Source organism: Pseudomonas simiae (genome assembly GCF_900111895.1).
GTDB classification, from domain to species: Bacteria; Pseudomonadota; Gammaproteobacteria; order Pseudomonadales; family Pseudomonadaceae; genus Aquipseudomonas; species Aquipseudomonas simiae.
The window spans coordinates 380,248-395,827 of the sequence record NZ_FOKB01000003.1; the positions used below are offsets into that span (position 1 = coordinate 380,248).

Sequence of the window (15,580 nt, forward strand, 5' to 3'; positions counted from 1 at the left end):
ATAAGTACGGATATATGCCCGACAGCCATTCGTCAGCATTACGCGTGCCAATTCCGTCACTTTCAGCCCCGGTTCAGCCTGGGAGCGCACCAAACCGTCAAAATAGTGCACACCCATCACGACCCACCTAGCCGTCCATCACACCGACTATCGAGGTCGTACCCATGAAAAGATTCCGACTGCCTGGCCTGCTGTTCCTGGCCCAGGCCACCACCGCACTGGCGGGCGAAATACCCGCAACCGATGACGACAAAGGCTTCTGGTACGCACAGACGAGCGTCTACACCCGGCATTTTGCGCCCGACCCCGAGCACAACAACAACCAGGACCTGATCGGCCTGGAACGCAATGAAGCGTCAGGCTTTGTGTATGGCGGGGCGACGTTTCGCAACTCGTTCCGGCAGCGCTCGTACTATGCGTACGCAGGCAAGCGCTACGATATGGCCGACTACCCGGTGTATGTGAAGCTGACGGGCGGGGCGATCCAGGGCTATCGCGGCAAGTACCGCGACAAGATCCCGTTGAACCGTTTTGGCGTAGCGCCGGTGATCATTCCGTCGGTGGGCACCCATTACGGGCCAGTGGCGGCGGAATTAGTGTTGCTGGGGTTCAATGCCGCGATGGTGACCACAGGCGTGCGCTTCTGACACAGACACGACGCAGTCCACTGTGGGAGCGGGCTTGCTCGCGAATGCGGTGGTTCAGTGACACATGCACTGACTGACCCACCGCTTTCGCGAGCAAGCCCGCTCCCACAGTTTGATCAGCGTACATCCGTGATGCAGGTGATCGTTTTAGGGCCGAGGGGCGTAAGCAAACACGTCCGCACGCATCTGGTGCGCGTCCATACCGGCATCCACCAGCGCATCCAGGGTGCCGTATATCATCGCCGGTGAACCGCTGGCGTAGACGTGCACCGACTTGAGGTCGGCAATGTCTTCGCACACCGCTTCATGCAACAGCCCGCAGCGCCCTTCCCAACCGCACAGGTCGCTGACGACTTTGTGCAGGAACAGGTTGGGCAGTTGCAGCCACTGGTCCCAGTGTTCGATCTGATAGAAATCTTCCGGACGGCGCACGCCCCAGTACAGGTGGACAGGGTGCTTGAAGCCGGAGGCGCGGCAATGCTCGATCAGGCTGTGCATCTGCGCCATGCCGGTGCCAGCGGCGATCAACACCAGCGGCCCGTCCGGCAGCTCGGCCAGGTGAGTATCCCCAAAAGGCAGCTCTACGCGAGCCATTTGGTTGCGTTGCAGTTGCGCAAGCAAGGTGCGCGCGCTGTCCTCGCGGGCCAGCACATGCAGCTCCAGCTCGCGGCCGGCATGGGGTGCCGAGGCCAGGGAGAACGCGGACTGCTCACCGTTCTCGCGCTCGATCATCAGGTATTGCCCGGCGTGGTAACGCACCGCCTTGCCGGCCGGCGCACGCAGGCGCACGCGCCACACATCGCCACCCACCTCAACGCATTCACTCAATTGGCACGACAACTTGCGCAACGGCAACTCTCCCGGCGCCAGCACGCCATCCCACAACACAATGCAATCTTCCAGCGGCTCGGCGATACAGGTGTAGAACTCGCCGTGATCACGCACTTCACCGGCCTGCTGCACCCGGCCTTCCACCAAGAGCGCGGCGCACACATGGCACACGCCGTTGCGGCAGGCCTGGGGGCATTCGTAGCCCAGGCGGCGCGCGCCTTCGAGGATTCGCTCGCCAGGGACCAGCTCCAGCACGGCGCCGGAAGGTTGCAGGGTTACTCGCATCAATCTATTCCCAATTCTTTCCAGATCGCATCGACACGGGCGGTGACGGCTTCATCCTTGACGATCACCCGGCCCCACTCGCGGGTGGTTTCACCCGGCCACTTGTGGGTGGCGTCCAGGCCCATCTTCGAACCCAGGCCCGACACCGGCGAGGCGAAGTCGAGGTAGTCGATCGGCGTGTTGTCGATCATCACCGTGTCGCGCTTGGGGTCCATACGCGTGGTGATGGCCCAGATCACGTCGTTCCAGTCGCGGGCATTGATGTCGTCATCGGTGACAATAACGAACTTGGTGTACATGAACTGTCGCAAAAACGACCACACACCGAGCATTACCCGCTTGGCGTGACCTGGGTACGACTTCTTCATGGTCACGATGGCCATGCGGTACGAGCAGCCTTCCGGCGGCAGGTAGAAGTCGGTGATCTCCGGGAATTGCTTCTGCAGGATCGGCACGAACACTTCGTTGAGCGCCACGCCCAGGATAGCCGGCTCATCCGGCGGACGGCCGGTGTAGGTGCTGTGGTAGATCGGCTTGATCCGGTGGGTGATGCGCTCGACGGTGAACACCGGGAAGCTGTCGACTTCGTTGTAGTAGCCGGTGTGGTCGCCGTACGGGCCTTCATCGGCCATTTCACCCGGATGAATCACGCCTTCCAGGATGATTTCGGCAGTGGCCGGTACTTGCAGGTCGTTGCCGCGGCACTTCACCAGTTCGGTGCGGTTACCGCGCAACAGGCCGGCGAAGGCATATTCGGACAGACTGTCGGGCACCGGGGTCACGGCGCCGAGGATGGTGGCCGGGTCGGCACCCAGTGCCACGGAGACCGGGAACGGCTTGCCGGGGTGTTTTTCGCACCATTCGCGGAAGTCCAACGCGCCGCCACGGTGGCTCAACCAACGCATGATCACCTTATTGCGGCCGATCACTTGCTGGCGGTAGATACCGAGGTTCTGGCGATCCTTGTTCGGACCTTTGGTGACGGTCAGGCCCCAGGTGATCAGCGGGCCGACGTCGCCAGGCCAGCAGGTTTGCACCGGGAGCATGGCCAGGTCGACATCATCGCCTTCAATGACTACTTCCTGGCACACCGCGTCCTTGACCACTTTGGGGGCCATGGCAATGATCTTGCGGAAGATCGGCAGCTTCGACCAGGCATCCTTGAGCCCCTTGGGCGGCTCGGGCTCCTTGAGGAAGGCCAGCAACTTGCCAATCTCGCGCAATTCGCTGACTGACTCGGCGCCCATGCCAAAGGCCACGCGTTCGGGCGTACCGAACAGGTTGCCGAGCACCGGGATATCAAAGCCGGTCGGGTTCTCGAACAGCAGCGCCGGGCCCTTGTTACGCAAGGTACGGTCGCAAATCTCAGTCATTTCCAGCACCGGGGAAATCGGCATCTGGATACGTTTCAACTCTCCGCGCTGCTCAAGTTGCTGCACGAAATCCCGAAGATCCTTGAATTTCATTAACCATGCCACCCGTAAAATAGGCGTACATCCTACCTGCTATGGCGGCGGCTGGCAGCTTATCGCGATGTATTTGGTTACGGAGAATGCTTAAAAAACGGCACAAAAAAAATGGCGCCCCTGAGGGCGCCATTCTTTCGGACCTGAAACGTCGTATTACTTACGCTTCATCGACAGGAAGAACTCGTCGTTGGTCTTGGTGGTTTTCAGCTTGTCGATCAGGAACTCGATGGCAGCCACTTCATCCATCGGGTGCAGCAGCTTGCGCAGAATCCACATGCGCTGCAGTTCGTCGTCGGCGGTCAGCAACTCTTCACGGCGGGTGCCGGAGCGGTTGATGTTGATCGCCGGGAACACGCGTTTTTCCGCGATGCGACGGTCCAGGGGCAGTTCCATGTTACCGGTACCCTTGAACTCTTCGTAGATCACTTCGTCCATCTTCGAACCGGTTTCAACCAATGCGGTGGCGATAATGGTCAGCGAGCCGCCTTCTTCGATGTTCCGCGCGGCGCCGAAGAAACGCTTCGGTTTCTCCAGGGCGTGGGCATCGACACCACCGGTCAATACCTTGCCGGAGCTCGGGATCACGGTGTTGTAGGCACGGGCCAGACGGGTGATGGAGTCGAGCAGGATCACCACGTCCTTCTTGTGTTCGACCAGGCGCTTGGCCTTCTCGATCACCATTTCGGCAACCTGTACGTGACGGGTTGGCGGTTCATCGAACGTGGAGGCAACCACTTCGCCGCGCACGGTGCGCTGCATTTCGGTCACTTCTTCCGGACGCTCATCGATCAACAGCACGATCAGGTGAACTTCAGGATTGTTACGCGCGATGTTCGCTGCAATGTTCTGCAGCATGATGGTCTTACCGGCTTTCGGCGGTGCAACGATCAGACCACGCTGGCCTTTGCCGATCGGGGCGCACAGGTCGATCACACGACCGGTCAAGTCTTCGGTGGAACCGTTACCGGCTTCCATCTTCATGCGCACGGTCGGGAACAGCGGGGTCAGGTTCTCGAAGAGAATCTTGTTCTTCGCGTTCTCGGGACGATCGAAGTTGATCGTGTCGACCTTGAGCAGGGCGAAGTAACGCTCGCCTTCCTTCGGAGGGCGGATCTTGCCAACGATGGTGTCACCGGTGCGCAAGTTGAAGCGACGGATCTGGCTCGGCGAGACGTAGATATCGTCTGGGCCGGCAAGATAGGAGGCGTCAGCAGAGCGGAGGAAGCCGAAGCCGTCCTGGAGAATCTCCAGCACGCCATCACCGGAGATTTCCTCGCCGCTTTTCGCGTGCTTTTTCAGCAGGGAGAAAATCACGTCCTGCTTGCGCGAACGGGCCATATTTTCTATGCCCATTTCTTCGGCCAGCTGGAGCAGGTCGGTAATCGGCTTTTGCTTGAGTTCAGTCAGATTCATATAGGAATGACGTAATCATTTATGGAGGGGGGAAATTAAGCTTTTGGCTTAATGAGGCCGCGCCGCAGAGAAGGCGACAGGATCGCGTACTAATCGAAAAGGAGTGCGTCGGCGACGGCATGCAGGGGGCAGTGGAGAAACCAGTGCGGGGCCGAATGTACCACCTGAGTTTCGGAGCGTCTAGCCCTGTTTCACGAAAAAGCCCCGCTATTTTGCGGGGCCTTTTTGACGACGCTTAGATGTTCGCGTCAAGGAACGCTTGCAACTGAGACTTCGACAGCGCGCCTACTTTGGTCGCTTCGACGTTACCGTCCTTGAACAGCATCAGGGTCGGGATACCACGCACGCCGTGCTTGGCCGGGGTTTCCTGGTTGTCGTCGATGTTCAGCTTGGCAATGGTCAGCTTGCCTTCGTAGGTGGTCGCAATGTCGTCCAGGACTGGAGCGATCATTTTGCAAGGGCCGCACCATTCAGCCCAGTAGTCAACCAGCACCGGGCCTTGAGCCTTGAGTACTTCGGCCTCAAAGGTCGCGTCGGTGACGTGCTTGATAAGATCGTTGCTCATGGATGTCTCCGGATTGTAAGCAAAAAAAACGTGGCCCATCATAGCCGCCCTTCCACCGTTCAGGAAGCCGCCTCTGATTGAGTCTTGCTATGGCGGTGCATGAGTTTGGGTATAGCCCAACTCACGGCGTGACGGGAGTCACGAAGGCAATGCCCGTGCGCAACGCCGCATTGCGCACGTGTTCCTGCATGCTTTTCTGCGCCGCCGCACTGGCGCGCCGGGCCAGGGCGCGCAGGATCCTGCGATGTTCCTGCCAGGTTTCCATGGCCCGCTCCGGCCGGATGAACGGTAGCTTCTGGCTCTCCAGGAACACCTCGGCGCTGGCACTCAGGATGCTCACCATCGCCTGATTACCGCTGGCCAGCAGGACGCGCTGGTGGAATTCGAAGTCCAGCCGGGCAGCGGCTTCAAAGTCGCCGGCCTTGAGCACCTTGCGCATGGCCTCGACGTTATCTTCCAGGCTGTCCAGCTCATCGACAGTCAGCGTCACCGCCGCCAACCCCGCCGCAAACCCTTCCAGCGCATAGCGCAACTGGAAGATATCCAGCGGCGTGGCCTGAGCCGCAAAGGGCCAGGTAAACCCCGGCGACTCCTCGGCCGCCTGCACGAACACACCCTTGCCAGGCTGAACACTGACCACACCCAGGGCACTCAAGGACGACAACGCCTCGCGCAACGACGCTCGGCTCACCCCCAGTTGCACCGCCAGATCCCGTTGCGACGGCAAGGCATCGCCCGGCCCGAAGCCCTGGTCCTTGATCAGTTTGCGAATGGCCTGCAGGGCCGCTTCCGGTACGGCTTGGGCGATGGAATTCATAGAAAACTCGAGGTTCCAGTCAACTGAGCGGCTAGTTGTAAAGCTATTCGCCGTCGGCGGCAAGCCACGCCCCAAAGGGGCTCGCGAGGTTTTGCCGACGCTCGAAAAGGGTGCGAAAAATCCGCGAACTGTTCAGACCAGTCCGACCATCGCAACGCAATAAATCCCTGGCTTGCAGGCTTTATTGAGAGTGATGGCATGGGCTGTGCACTGAGCAAATCCAGAAAATTCCTTCGCCCTTCTCGGAGAGTTGCCATGACCAAGCGCTACAGCGCCCTGCTTACTGCCCTGTTTGCCAGCCTGATGCTGAGCCAGGCACCCGCCCAGGCCAACGGTCTGGACGACATCGTCGCCCGTGGCACCCTCAAGGTCGCCGTGCCCCAGGACTTCCCGCCCTTCGGCTCGGTCGGCCCTGACATGAAGCCCCGCGGCCTGGACATCGACACCGCCAAGCTGCTGGCTGACCAACTCAAGGTCAAGCTGGAACTCACCCCGGTCAACAGCACCAACCGTATTCCCTTCCTCACCACGGGCAAGGTCGACCTGGTGATCTCCAGCCTGGGCAAGAACGCCGAGCGGGAAAAGGTCATCGACTTCTCCAAGGCTTACGCACCGTTCTACCTGGCCGTGTTCGGCCCGCCTGAAGCGGCCATCAGCAGCACCGACGACCTCAAGGGCAAGACCATCAGCGTGACCCGTGGCGCCATTGAAGACATCGAGCTGACCGCCGTGGCACCCAAGGAGGCCACCATCAAGCGCTTCGAAGACAACAACTCCACCATCGCCGCCTACCTCGCCGGCCAAGTCGACCTGATCGCCAGCGGCAACGTAGTGATGGTGGCTATCAGCGAGCGCAGCCCGAAACGCGTGCCCGCGCTGAAAGTGAAACTCAAGGACTCGCCGGTGTACGTGGGCGTGAACAAGAACGAGCCGGCGCTGCTGGAGAAGGTCAACCAGATCCTGGTCGCGGCCAAAGCCGACGGCAGCCTGGAAAAGAACGCTATGCAATGGCTGAAAGAGCCACTGCCCGCCGATCTCTAAAGCGACGGAGCTGACTCATGGCGTATCAATTTGACTTCGTGCCAGTGCTGGCCAATACCGATCTGCTGTTGCGTGGCGCGCTGTTTACCCTTGAGCTGACGGCCATCGGCGCCATCCTCGGTGTAGCCCTGGGCACCGTCGGCGCCGTGGTGCGGGCGTGGAAGATCCAGCCGTTTGCGTGGTGCTTCGGCGTGTATGTCGAGTTGATCCGCAACACGCCGTTCCTGGTGCAGTTGTTCTTCATCTTCTTCGGCCTGCCGTCCCTGGGGCTGAAGATCACCGAGTGGCAAGCCGCCGTGCTGGCAATGGTGATCAACCTGGGCGCCTATTCCACTGAAATCATCCGCGCCGGTATTCAGGCTATTCCGCGCGGACAACTTGAAGCCGCCGCCGCACTGGCCATGACACGCTTCGAAGCTTTCCGCCACGTCGTGCTGCTGCCGGCGCTGGGCAAAGTGTGGCCGGCCCTGAGCAGCCAAATCATCATCGTGATGCTCGGCTCGGCGGTGTGCTCCCAGATCGCCACTGAAGAACTGAGTTTTGCCGCCAACTTTATCCAGTCGCGCAACTTCCGCGCCTTTGAAACCTATGCCCTGACCACGCTGGTGTATCTGTGTATGGCGTTGATGATTCGCCAGTTGCTCAACTGGATCGGCCGCCGCTTCGTGATGAGGAACAGCCGATGAGTGATTTTTCCTTCTGGGACATCGTGCGCAACCTGGCCACGGGCCTGCAATGGACCTTGCTGCTGTCATTGGTGGCCTTTGTCGGCGGCGGTGTGATCGGTTTGCTGGTGATGACGATGCGCATCAGCCGCAAAGCCTTCCCGCGCAACCTTGCGCGCACCTATATCGAACTGTTCCAGGGCACGCCGCTGTTGATGCAACTGTTCCTGGTGTTTTTCGGTATCGCCCTGCTCGGTGTGGATATCTCGCCCTGGCTGGCGGCGGCGATTGCCCTGACATTGTTCACCAGCGCCTATCTCGCCGAAATCTGGCGTGGTTGCGTCGACTCCATCGCCCACGGGCAATGGGAAGCCTCGGCCAGCCTGGCGCTTAACCCGCTGGAGCAACTGCGCTACGTAATCCTGCCCCAGGCGCTGCGGATTGCCGTCGCGCCTACCGTGGGGTTTTCGGTGCAGGTGGTCAAAGGCACCGCCGTCACCTCGATCATCGGCTTCACGGAACTGACCAAGACCGGCGGCATGCTCGCCAACGCTACCTTCGAACCCTTCATGGTCTACGGCCTGGTGGCCCTTGGTTACTTTTTGCTCTGTTACCCCTTGTCCCTCAGTGCGCGCTACCTGGAAAGGAGACTGCATGCCTCTGCTTAGAATTTCCGCCCTGCATAAGTATTACGGCGATCACCATGTACTCAAGGGCATCGACCTGACCGTCGAAGAAGGCCAGGTGGTGGCGATCATCGGCCGCAGCGGTTCGGGCAAATCCACCTTGCTGCGCACCCTCAATGGCTTGGAGTCGATCAACGACGGGGTGATCGAAGTCGATGGCGAATACCTCGACGCCGCCCGCGCCGACCTGCGCAGCCTGCGGCAGAAAGTCGGCATGGTGTTCCAGCAATTCAACCTGTTCCCGCACCTGACCGTCGGCGAAAACGTGATGCTTGCGCCGCAAGTGGTGCAGAAAGTGCCGAAGGCCAAGGCGGCCCAATTAGCCAAGCAAATGCTGGAGCGCGTCGGACTGGGCGAAAAGTTCGACGCCTTCCCCGATCGCCTGTCCGGCGGCCAGCAACAACGCGTGGCGATTGCGCGCGCCCTGGCCATGTCGCCCAAGGTGCTGCTGTGCGACGAAATCACCTCGGCCCTCGACCCGGAACTGGTCAACGAAGTGCTCAGCGTGGTGCGCCAACTGGCCAAGGACGGCATGACCCTGATCATGGTGACCCACGAAATGCGCTTCGCCCGTGAAGTCGGCGACAAGCTGGTGTTCATGCACCAGGGCAAGGTGCATGAAGTAGGCGACCCCAAAGTGTTGTTCGCCAGCCCGCAAACCGCCGAGCTGGCCAACTTCATTGGTTCGACGGAACAGTCGCACTGACCCGTTCGAACTGGCCATGCCCCTCCAGCAGCACCTCTCGACGGACCGAGAGGGCATTGGCCGGCAATTGAACCGCTATTTCTACCTGGGCCGTCAGCCGACGGCCCGTCACCGGCGCACCGCCTGCGCTCGCATACAACGCACGACCCGGTAACAGCTGCCCGTTGGCGGCTTCATCGGGCTGCCACGATACCGGCCTGCCGTCGACCTGAGCCTGCCTCAGGTTCAAGGTAAAACGCCCTTGCCGCCCGAACTGAAAGCCTTGGGCATCGGCGGCGACACCGCTGAAACGCAGCGCCATCGTCGAAGCATTCGTGCAAAGCACGCTCAGGTGCAGCGTACGTGGCGTGTCCAGCGTCACTGTCGCCCGGCCGGAGGTCGCTTGCGAAGGACGAATCACCCCATAGTCGACCCGGGGCTCGCTCAAGGTCATCCGGCAGTTGTCGGCTTGCGCCTGGCTCGCCACAACGGCCACCCACAACAGCCACAGGCTCCTGCGCTTAGCGAACATGGCAGACCACCGGTGCGGTTTCGTAGAGTGTGTCATCGTCAGGCTCTTGCTCAGGATTGACTTGCAGCCGGCAGGATTTGGCGTCCGGCAGTGAAACTGTCAGGGTTTGCGGCCCATCGATATTGCTCAGGAACACCATGCCTTCACCCACTACGCTGGTCACAAAGTTGTTGTCTTCACCGAACACTGCGGCACCTTGAGGCAGTGGTCGGCCCTCTTCGTCCTGGGCTTCAAGCAATAGGCGACGGACTTTCACCACGTCAAAGTTGAGAATATTGACTGAGCCCCGACCGGCAGCGAGCACCTTGGTCCCGTTCTTCAAGTCGACGCGCTTGGGCAGCGACTGGGTCTGCACCTGCAGATGGTTGTTGCTGTAGGCCTGCAGCCCGGGGATCACTGCCTGGCCGCTGAAATCGGTCCATACCGGCCCTTGGGGTGTCGAAACCTTGGCCGCTCCGATATCGCCCACCGAGACAATGCCAAACGTGTCCTGCACCGCATACGGCGAGAAGGTCACGCCGTGCTCATGGGCCACGATGCCGCCTTGCAGTTGGCCGGAGTAATGGGTGTTCGACGGATCACGGTCGACGCCCAAGCTCACGCGGGTATACAGCGGCAAGACGTCCACACGGCCGCGCACGCTTTGCTCTCGCTCTTTCATGTCCCGATCGACACCGACCTCGTAGTTCACATAGTCGTTGACCCGCTCGCTGAGGGCGGTGCCGGCATCCAGCCGGTCACCTCGACGACTGACGTAAGTGCTCATACTCCGATCAGTCCCGAGGGGCACCGTGACCTGCAGCCTGACAGACGTGCCCTCGTCCAGCCGATCGTTGCGGCGGCCGCCCCGAATCGGCTCCAGGCTCCGAGGCGCGGTCGCGTCTACCTGAGCGTCGGCGATCAGTGCGACACCCACGCCGTTGAACGTGTTGTTCCACGAGGCAAAGAGGTGATCGTTGGATTGCCCGTCAAATTGCGAGCTACGGGTGAAACCGAGGGAGAAACCACCCAGGGACGGGTCCGCCCAGCTCAAACCGGCCGTGTACTGGCGCTTGAAACGCGCATCGAGGTCGTACCCCCTCGACGCCTGGCCGGCGTCCAGTACCTCCCGGTAACCACGGCTCTGTGCCGAGGCACTCAGGTTGATATCAAGGTTGGCAAATAACGGAATCCCCAAAGACAGCGTGCTCCGCGCACCTCCCACCTCATCTTGAGCATCACGGGACAGGTTATGGCGCACGCCCACGGTCACCTGATGGAAAAACACACTGCTCAGGGATCCGCCTGCCGACTGATATTCGTCGGTACTCAGCAAACCGAAACCCAACGACGAGCGCTGGCCCAACCCCCAGGTGCCGCTGCCCATGGCAACCACAGGGGATTGCTGGTTGTCGAGGGTCGTCTCACGCACCTTACCGAGGGAAAAATAGTACCCCGGCTCCACCGGAGCCCCACCAAGAAAGGACGCAGCGGGCACCACGAAGCTGCGCTTTGCCCCACGCACGTCAATCACGCTCACGTCGAGGTCGCTGGTGCTGTTCAGCAACGGTAAACCGGTCAGCCTGAACGGACCTTCCGGCACCAGGGTGGAGTGGATCAATGCGCCCGACTGACGGACTTCGACGCGTGACTGGCTTTGAGCCAGCCCTTCAACGACGACATTGCTGTCGCCCGCACCGGAGCGCTGCTGGCCATCCGGGAAGAACTGCAAGCCCGTCAGTTGTACCCCGCCGAATATAGGGTTGTTGGTGGAAATCTGCCCCACCTGGAAGGTCGACTGCAACGCCGCGATATCACGCTGGGCATAGGCATTCACCTGTTCGGTGCGCGTCTTGCCATTGTCGGACACATAAAACTGGCGGCTTCGTACAATCCAATTACCCAGGTTGAATCCCGCCTCAGTATAGGCCGACACGAAACGACTTGACCCACTGCGCGCGTGGGTATCGAAACCCAATACGTCGTAGTTGAAGAGCGCGGCCGCGCCACCCTCGGAAAAACTCCCGCCCTCCCACTCCGGCGCACGCAGGGACTGGGTCGGCACCACCAGTGTGACCTCGTCGCTGCTGGGGCGCAGTCGCACCATGGTCGCCGGATATTCCCCAACGAAATCATGGCAGGCCTGGTCAGGGGTGATGCCCTCGCGCAGAACCTTGGACGGGGTAACCAGACCGGCTTTTGCCAGCAACGCAGGGGTGAAGCACAACTGCCCCTGGTAATCGAAACGGGCGTCAACCAACCCCAGCGGCGTGCCATTGACTCGCAGTCCGACCACATGGACACCTTCGCGAAAGCGCGCTGCGCTACGGAAGTATTCAGACACCTGCGGATCAATCCCAAGGGAGGTCAGCGCGGCCAGATCAAAGCCTTCCCCCAACCCAACCGCTGCGCTGCTACCTGGCAGACTCCACAGCGTCGCAAGCCCCAGCAGAATTCTGGAGCGAGCCTGGGAAATAGTGCTCGGCACGCTATTGGCAGAGCGACGGGTATGCCTGATTTTTTTCATAGGCCCGTCAATCCGCCTCAGCCGTAACGGGCGCGCGGTAACTGTCCACCGTAAACCCGTAGACCGTGGCCGGTTGAATCCCCACGGCCACCACGCCCGCCACCGAGCCTTCCGACGCGAGCGTCAGCACTTCGCCCGGCAGGATGTACGTTCGCGGCAACGTTGCAACGCTTGCCTGCGGATGCAGTTGTACTTCCATCCCCAAGCGCACGACGTAAGGGCTGTTGTTGTGGACCCGCAACTGATCCCCTTCACGCTTCCATGTCAGCAACTGCCAGGGCGCGTCATGCCTGGCCAAGCCTTTGGGGTGCAGGATCAATGGCAGGCTCTGGCGCAGGGTGATACCAATGGTCGCACCGCCAGGCGCACGTGCCTCGGGGATGCCTTCAAAGGAAACTCGTTTCAGGCGTTGGGTCTTGAGCGGTTTCTTCGTGGTACTGATGAAGCGAACCAGTTGAGTGTCGCCCGCCTCCACCCGCGTAATCGGAGGCGTCACGATCAACAAGGGTTCGAGGTCTTCCGGTATGTTTTGTATGACTGAATGAAGTAACGCAGGGCGGGGGTCCGTGTTTTTAACATTAAGTGTCGCCTCACCTTCTTCTTCATTCAGTATGACAACGGTTGTCTCGGGCTGCATTCCGTCCGCGACTGCCATACCGCACAAAAAAAGGCAAAAGCTTATATAGCGCAGCAACGACGTCACGATTATTGATAGAACATTCACCGATTTTCCCCACAGCCATAAAGTTGAACACCCACAAACGCACACGCTAAAACAGCCGACACTTAACAAAGGCAAGTAAGTGCCTTTGCGTTTATGTCGGCTATTAATGACGTACTTAGATGTAATCCACTGACAGACTGGTGCGACCATCCAGCGTTACATCACGGGTCAGGTCCAAATCCTGCGTGCGGTTGATAACGGCTTTCACTTCAAGCGTGCCTGTAAGACTGTTAACGAATGCCGGCACCACAGTGGTGCCGCTACGCCATGAATACTGGGAAGGCGATTGGGCGACTTTACCGTCACTGTTCTGCCAGGCCGCCCCCTGACTGCTGCGCATGATAGGGGTCAGGGTCCCGCTGGAAGATTGCAGGTTTTTGAGAGTTACGGAGTACCCACCGGTACGCTTGCTATTGGCAAGGCCCAGGCCATAGTTCTGAGCCTCGGTGAACCCGGCACCGAGGATGCCTGTCACCTTGCTGGCGGATTGCAGGTCGCTCAGCATCACTCGAAACTGCGCCGGTGCTTGGCCGCAACTGATGTTCAAGCCCACGGTTTTTGCTGCAAGAGGCGTGAACTGCGTCGGCGACAAGCTTGAGGCGGGAATTGTCTGGTAATCGACGATGCCGCCACCGGCGAGGCTAAGGTTGCACGCCACCGGTTTGATAGTCCCTCGTACAATCAGTTCAGCAACATTCGTTGCATGAGCCCCGATACTGGCGGCCAAGCAAAGAGCACCCACTGTCACACCAAGCATTTTTTTCATATTCAACCTGTCATCTCTAATGAGTAGGTGCATTTACGACGGCCGAAAATTCCGAGCCTAAATAAATAACACCACGGCGTAATTGCCGGATGACAGTCTGTCGTTTTTGTACCTGACTAAAGAATCAGATTAGGCATCAGTCATTGTGGGAACTGTAAAAACAAATAGTGAGCCAAGCCGAATGACTAAGTAGGCGCAAATACAAAACCAACAAGCTATTAATCGCTTCCTTGTAGGCAAAATCACAAACAGTATAAAAACAACAAAATGTTAATAACTCCTACAAAGATAAATCCCCGTTCTCTTTGAACTTAGAAAACCGCCCTACATTTCCCACAAGAATTCCTCACAGACACCTGCAGGAAAATTACCGAAGCGGTACGCGTTGGCACCAAAGGTCGATCGTGGCACGATGGCTGGGTTATCGACCGAGACCCCCTTACCATGCCGCAATCCCAAGCCAAGAATCTGTCCCTGATCGCCGCCATCGACCTGGGCTCCAACAGCTTTCACATGGTCGTGGCCAAGGCCCAGAACGGCGAAATCCGCATCCTTGAGCGGCTCGGCGAGAAAGTGCAACTGGCTGCCGGCATCGACGACGAGCGTCAGCTCAACGAAGAATCCATGCAGCGCGGGCTCGACTGCCTCAAGCGATTTGCCCAGTTGATCAACGGCATGCCCTTGGGTGCCGTGCGAATCGTCGGCACCAACGCGTTGCGTGAAGCCCGCAACCGTGGCGATTTCATCCGCCGCGCCGAGGAGATCCTTGGGCATCCGGTCGAAGTCATCTCCGGCCGAGAAGAGGCGCGTCTCATCTATCTAGGCGTGTCCCATACCTTGGCCGACACCCCCGGCAAACGCCTGGTCGCCGACATCGGCGGCGGCAGTACCGAATTCATCATTGGCCAACGCTTCGAACCGTTGCTGCGCGAAAGCCTGCAAATGGGGTGCGTCAGCTACACCCAGCGCTATTTCAAGGACGGCAAGATTACCCCGGCGCGCTATGCCCAGGCCTATACGGCGGCGCGGCTGGAGATCATGAGCATCGAGCACGCCTTGCACCGCCTGACCTGGGATGAAGCCATCGGCTCGTCCGGCACCATCCGCGCGATCGGCCTGGCCCTGAAAGCCGGCGGCCACGGCACTGGCGAAGTGAATGCCGAAGGCCTGGCGTGGCTCAAGCGCAAGCTGTTCAAGCTGGGGGATGCCGAGAAAATCGACTTTGACGGCATCAAGCCCGATCGTCGCACCATCTTCCCGGCCGGCCTGGCGATTCTCGAAGCGATCTTCGACGCCCTTGAGCTGCAACGCATGGACCACTGTGACGGCGCCCTGCGCGAAGGTGTGCTCTATGATCTGCTAGGCCGCCACCACCATGAAGACGTGCGTGAGCGCACGCTCACTTCGTTGATGGAGCGTTATCACGTCGACCTGCAACAGGCCGCCCGTGTGGAGCGCAAAGCCCTGCACGCCTTCGACCAGGTGGCCGAAGACTGGGACCTGGAAGACGGCGTATGGCGCGAGCTGCTGGGCTGGGCCGCCAAGGTGCATGAAGTGGGCCTGGATATCGCCCACTACCATTACCACAAGCACGGCGCTTACCTGATCGAGCACTCGGACCTGGCCGGCTTCTCCCGCGAAGACCAGCAAATGCTCGCCCTGCTGGTGCGCGGCCATCGCCGTAACATCCCCAAGGACAAATTCGCTGAATTCGGTGACGAAGGCATCAAGCTGATCCGCCTGTGCGTGCTGCTGCGCTTTGCGATCCTGTTCCACCATATTCGTGGTACCCAGGAAATGCCCCAAGTGACCCTGCGTGCCAACGGCGACAGCCTGGACGTGGTGTTCCCGAAAGGCTGGCTGGATGAAAACCAACTGACCCAGGCGGATTTTGGTCAGGAAGCCGAGTGGCTGACGCGGGTGGGGTTCAACCTGAACCTGCGCTGAC

At 59.9% G+C, this 15,580-nt stretch carries 15 protein-coding genes; 6 read left to right on the plus strand and 9 right to left on the minus strand.

Annotated features, from left to right (window positions below):
• The first annotated feature begins 164 nt into the window (after positions 1–164).
• A complete protein-coding gene (locus BMZ57_RS11795) occupies positions 165–647 on the plus strand; it encodes a hypothetical protein (protein ID WP_010207399.1) in 483 nt (160 codons plus the stop codon).
• Between the two features lie 147 nt (positions 648–794).
• Here the strand turns inward: BMZ57_RS11795 and BMZ57_RS11800 are convergent, their stop codons facing one another.
• From BMZ57_RS11800 to BMZ57_RS11820, 5 genes are all read right to left on the minus strand, one after another.
• The gene (locus BMZ57_RS11800) at positions 795–1,763 is read right to left on the minus strand and encodes a CDP-6-deoxy-delta-3,4-glucoseen reductase (RefSeq protein ID WP_010207400.1); all 969 of its coding nucleotides are present in this window, start codon (positions 1,761–1,763) and stop codon (positions 795–797) included.
• The gene (ubiD, locus tag BMZ57_RS11805) at positions 1,763–3,229 is read right to left on the minus strand and encodes a 4-hydroxy-3-polyprenylbenzoate decarboxylase (protein ID WP_003176824.1); all 1,467 of its coding nucleotides are present in this window, start codon (positions 3,227–3,229) and stop codon (positions 1,763–1,765) included. Before ubiD ends, BMZ57_RS11800 begins: the two co-directional genes overlap by 1 nt.
• Positions 3,230–3,385: 156 nt before the next feature.
• A complete protein-coding gene (rho, locus tag BMZ57_RS11810) occupies positions 3,386–4,645 on the minus strand; it encodes a transcription termination factor Rho (protein WP_003176825.1) in 1,260 nt (419 codons plus the stop codon).
• Positions 4,646–4,880: 235 nt separating this feature from the next.
• Positions 4,881–5,210, minus strand: coding sequence for a thioredoxin TrxA (gene trxA, locus BMZ57_RS11815; RefSeq protein WP_010207403.1), 330 nt, complete (start codon positions 5,208–5,210; stop codon positions 4,881–4,883).
• 121 nt (positions 5,211–5,331) lie between these two features.
• The gene (locus BMZ57_RS11820; protein WP_010207405.1) at positions 5,332–6,027 is read right to left on the minus strand and encodes a FadR/GntR family transcriptional regulator; all 696 of its coding nucleotides are present in this window, start codon (positions 6,025–6,027) and stop codon (positions 5,332–5,334) included.
• 255 nt (positions 6,028–6,282) lie between these two features.
• Between BMZ57_RS11820 and BMZ57_RS11825 the strand changes: the two genes are divergently transcribed.
• The 4 genes from BMZ57_RS11825 to BMZ57_RS11840 are packed head-to-tail and all read left to right on the plus strand — an operon-like array spanning position 6,283 to position 9,125.
• Positions 6,283–7,068 (plus strand): transporter substrate-binding domain-containing protein, encoded by a 786-nt coding sequence (locus BMZ57_RS11825; RefSeq protein ID WP_010207406.1) that lies wholly within the window; start codon positions 6,283–6,285, stop codon positions 7,066–7,068.
• Between the two features lie 17 nt (positions 7,069–7,085).
• Positions 7,086–7,754: an amino acid ABC transporter permease gene (locus BMZ57_RS11830; protein ID WP_010207407.1), complete on the plus strand. Its 669-nt coding sequence runs from the start codon at positions 7,086–7,088 to the stop codon at positions 7,752–7,754.
• A complete protein-coding gene (locus BMZ57_RS11835) occupies positions 7,751–8,401 on the plus strand; it encodes an amino acid ABC transporter permease (protein WP_010207408.1) in 651 nt (216 codons plus the stop codon). Before BMZ57_RS11830 ends, BMZ57_RS11835 begins: the two co-directional genes overlap by 4 nt.
• Positions 8,388–9,125: an amino acid ABC transporter ATP-binding protein gene (locus BMZ57_RS11840; RefSeq protein ID WP_010207409.1), complete on the plus strand. Its 738-nt coding sequence runs from the start codon at positions 8,388–8,390 to the stop codon at positions 9,123–9,125. Before BMZ57_RS11835 ends, BMZ57_RS11840 begins: the two co-directional genes overlap by 14 nt.
• Here BMZ57_RS11840 and BMZ57_RS11845 read toward each other — a convergent pair.
• The 4 genes from BMZ57_RS11845 to BMZ57_RS11860 all read right to left on the minus strand — a co-directional run bounded on the left by BMZ57_RS11845 (position 9,097) and on the right by BMZ57_RS11860 (position 13,632).
• A complete protein-coding gene (locus BMZ57_RS11845; RefSeq protein WP_044288049.1) occupies positions 9,097–9,636 on the minus strand; it encodes a DUF1120 domain-containing protein in 540 nt (179 codons plus the stop codon). The genes BMZ57_RS11840 and BMZ57_RS11845 overlap by 29 nt on opposite strands.
• Positions 9,626–12,142: a fimbria/pilus outer membrane usher protein gene (locus tag BMZ57_RS11850; RefSeq protein ID WP_074900500.1), complete on the minus strand. Its 2,517-nt coding sequence runs from the start codon at positions 12,140–12,142 to the stop codon at positions 9,626–9,628. Before BMZ57_RS11850 ends, BMZ57_RS11845 begins: the two co-directional genes overlap by 11 nt.
• A 7-nt stretch (positions 12,143–12,149) precedes the next feature.
• Complete coding sequence (locus tag BMZ57_RS11855; protein ID WP_370737445.1) at positions 12,150–12,851, minus strand: fimbria/pilus chaperone family protein; 702 nt, start codon at positions 12,849–12,851, stop codon at positions 12,150–12,152.
• 130 nt (positions 12,852–12,981) lie between these two features.
• Positions 12,982–13,632, minus strand: a complete 651-nt coding sequence (locus tag BMZ57_RS11860) for a DUF1120 domain-containing protein (RefSeq protein WP_029529026.1) — start codon at positions 13,630–13,632, stop codon at positions 12,982–12,984.
• 444 nt (positions 13,633–14,076) lie between these two features.
• Here BMZ57_RS11860 and ppx point away from each other — a divergent pair, with 444 nt between their 5' ends.
• Entirely contained in the window at positions 14,077–15,579 is a 1,503-nt protein-coding gene (ppx, locus tag BMZ57_RS11865) for an exopolyphosphatase (RefSeq protein ID WP_010207414.1), read from the plus strand.
• Position 15,580: the final 1 nt, after the last annotated feature.

What these genes read in the sequence shown, in the direction of transcription:
- ppx (WP_010207414.1), top strand. Translation starts at nt 14,077, where the DNA reads ATGCCGCAATCCCAAGCCAAGAATCTGTCCCTGATCGCCGCCATCGAC.
- BMZ57_RS11800 (WP_010207400.1), bottom strand. Translation starts at nt 1,763, where the DNA reads ATGCGAGTAACCCTGCAACCTTCCGGCGCCGTGCTGGAGCTGGTCCCT.
- BMZ57_RS11795 (WP_010207399.1), top strand. Translation starts at nt 165, where the DNA reads ATGAAAAGATTCCGACTGCCTGGCCTGCTGTTCCTGGCCCAGGCCACC.
- BMZ57_RS11835 (WP_010207408.1), top strand. Translation starts at nt 7,751, where the DNA reads ATGAGTGATTTTTCCTTCTGGGACATCGTGCGCAACCTGGCCACGGGC.
- BMZ57_RS11860 (WP_029529026.1), bottom strand. Translation starts at nt 13,632, where the DNA reads ATGAAAAAAATGCTTGGTGTGACAGTGGGTGCTCTTTGCTTGGCCGCC.
- BMZ57_RS11840 (WP_010207409.1), top strand. Translation starts at nt 8,388, where the DNA reads ATGCCTCTGCTTAGAATTTCCGCCCTGCATAAGTATTACGGCGATCAC.
- BMZ57_RS11845 (WP_044288049.1), bottom strand. Translation starts at nt 9,636, where the DNA reads ATGTTCGCTAAGCGCAGGAGCCTGTGGCTGTTGTGGGTGGCCGTTGTG.
- BMZ57_RS11825 (WP_010207406.1), top strand. Translation starts at nt 6,283, where the DNA reads ATGACCAAGCGCTACAGCGCCCTGCTTACTGCCCTGTTTGCCAGCCTG.
- BMZ57_RS11830 (WP_010207407.1), top strand. Translation starts at nt 7,086, where the DNA reads ATGGCGTATCAATTTGACTTCGTGCCAGTGCTGGCCAATACCGATCTG.
- BMZ57_RS11820 (WP_010207405.1), bottom strand. Translation starts at nt 6,027, where the DNA reads ATGAATTCCATCGCCCAAGCCGTACCGGAAGCGGCCCTGCAGGCCATT.
- BMZ57_RS11850 (WP_074900500.1), bottom strand. Translation starts at nt 12,142, where the DNA reads ATGAAAAAAATCAGGCATACCCGTCGCTCTGCCAATAGCGTGCCGAGC.
- trxA (WP_010207403.1), bottom strand. Translation starts at nt 5,210, where the DNA reads ATGAGCAACGATCTTATCAAGCACGTCACCGACGCGACCTTTGAGGCC.
- ubiD (WP_003176824.1), bottom strand. Translation starts at nt 3,229, where the DNA reads ATGAAATTCAAGGATCTTCGGGATTTCGTGCAGCAACTTGAGCAGCGC.
- rho (WP_003176825.1), bottom strand. Translation starts at nt 4,645, where the DNA reads ATGAATCTGACTGAACTCAAGCAAAAGCCGATTACCGACCTGCTCCAG.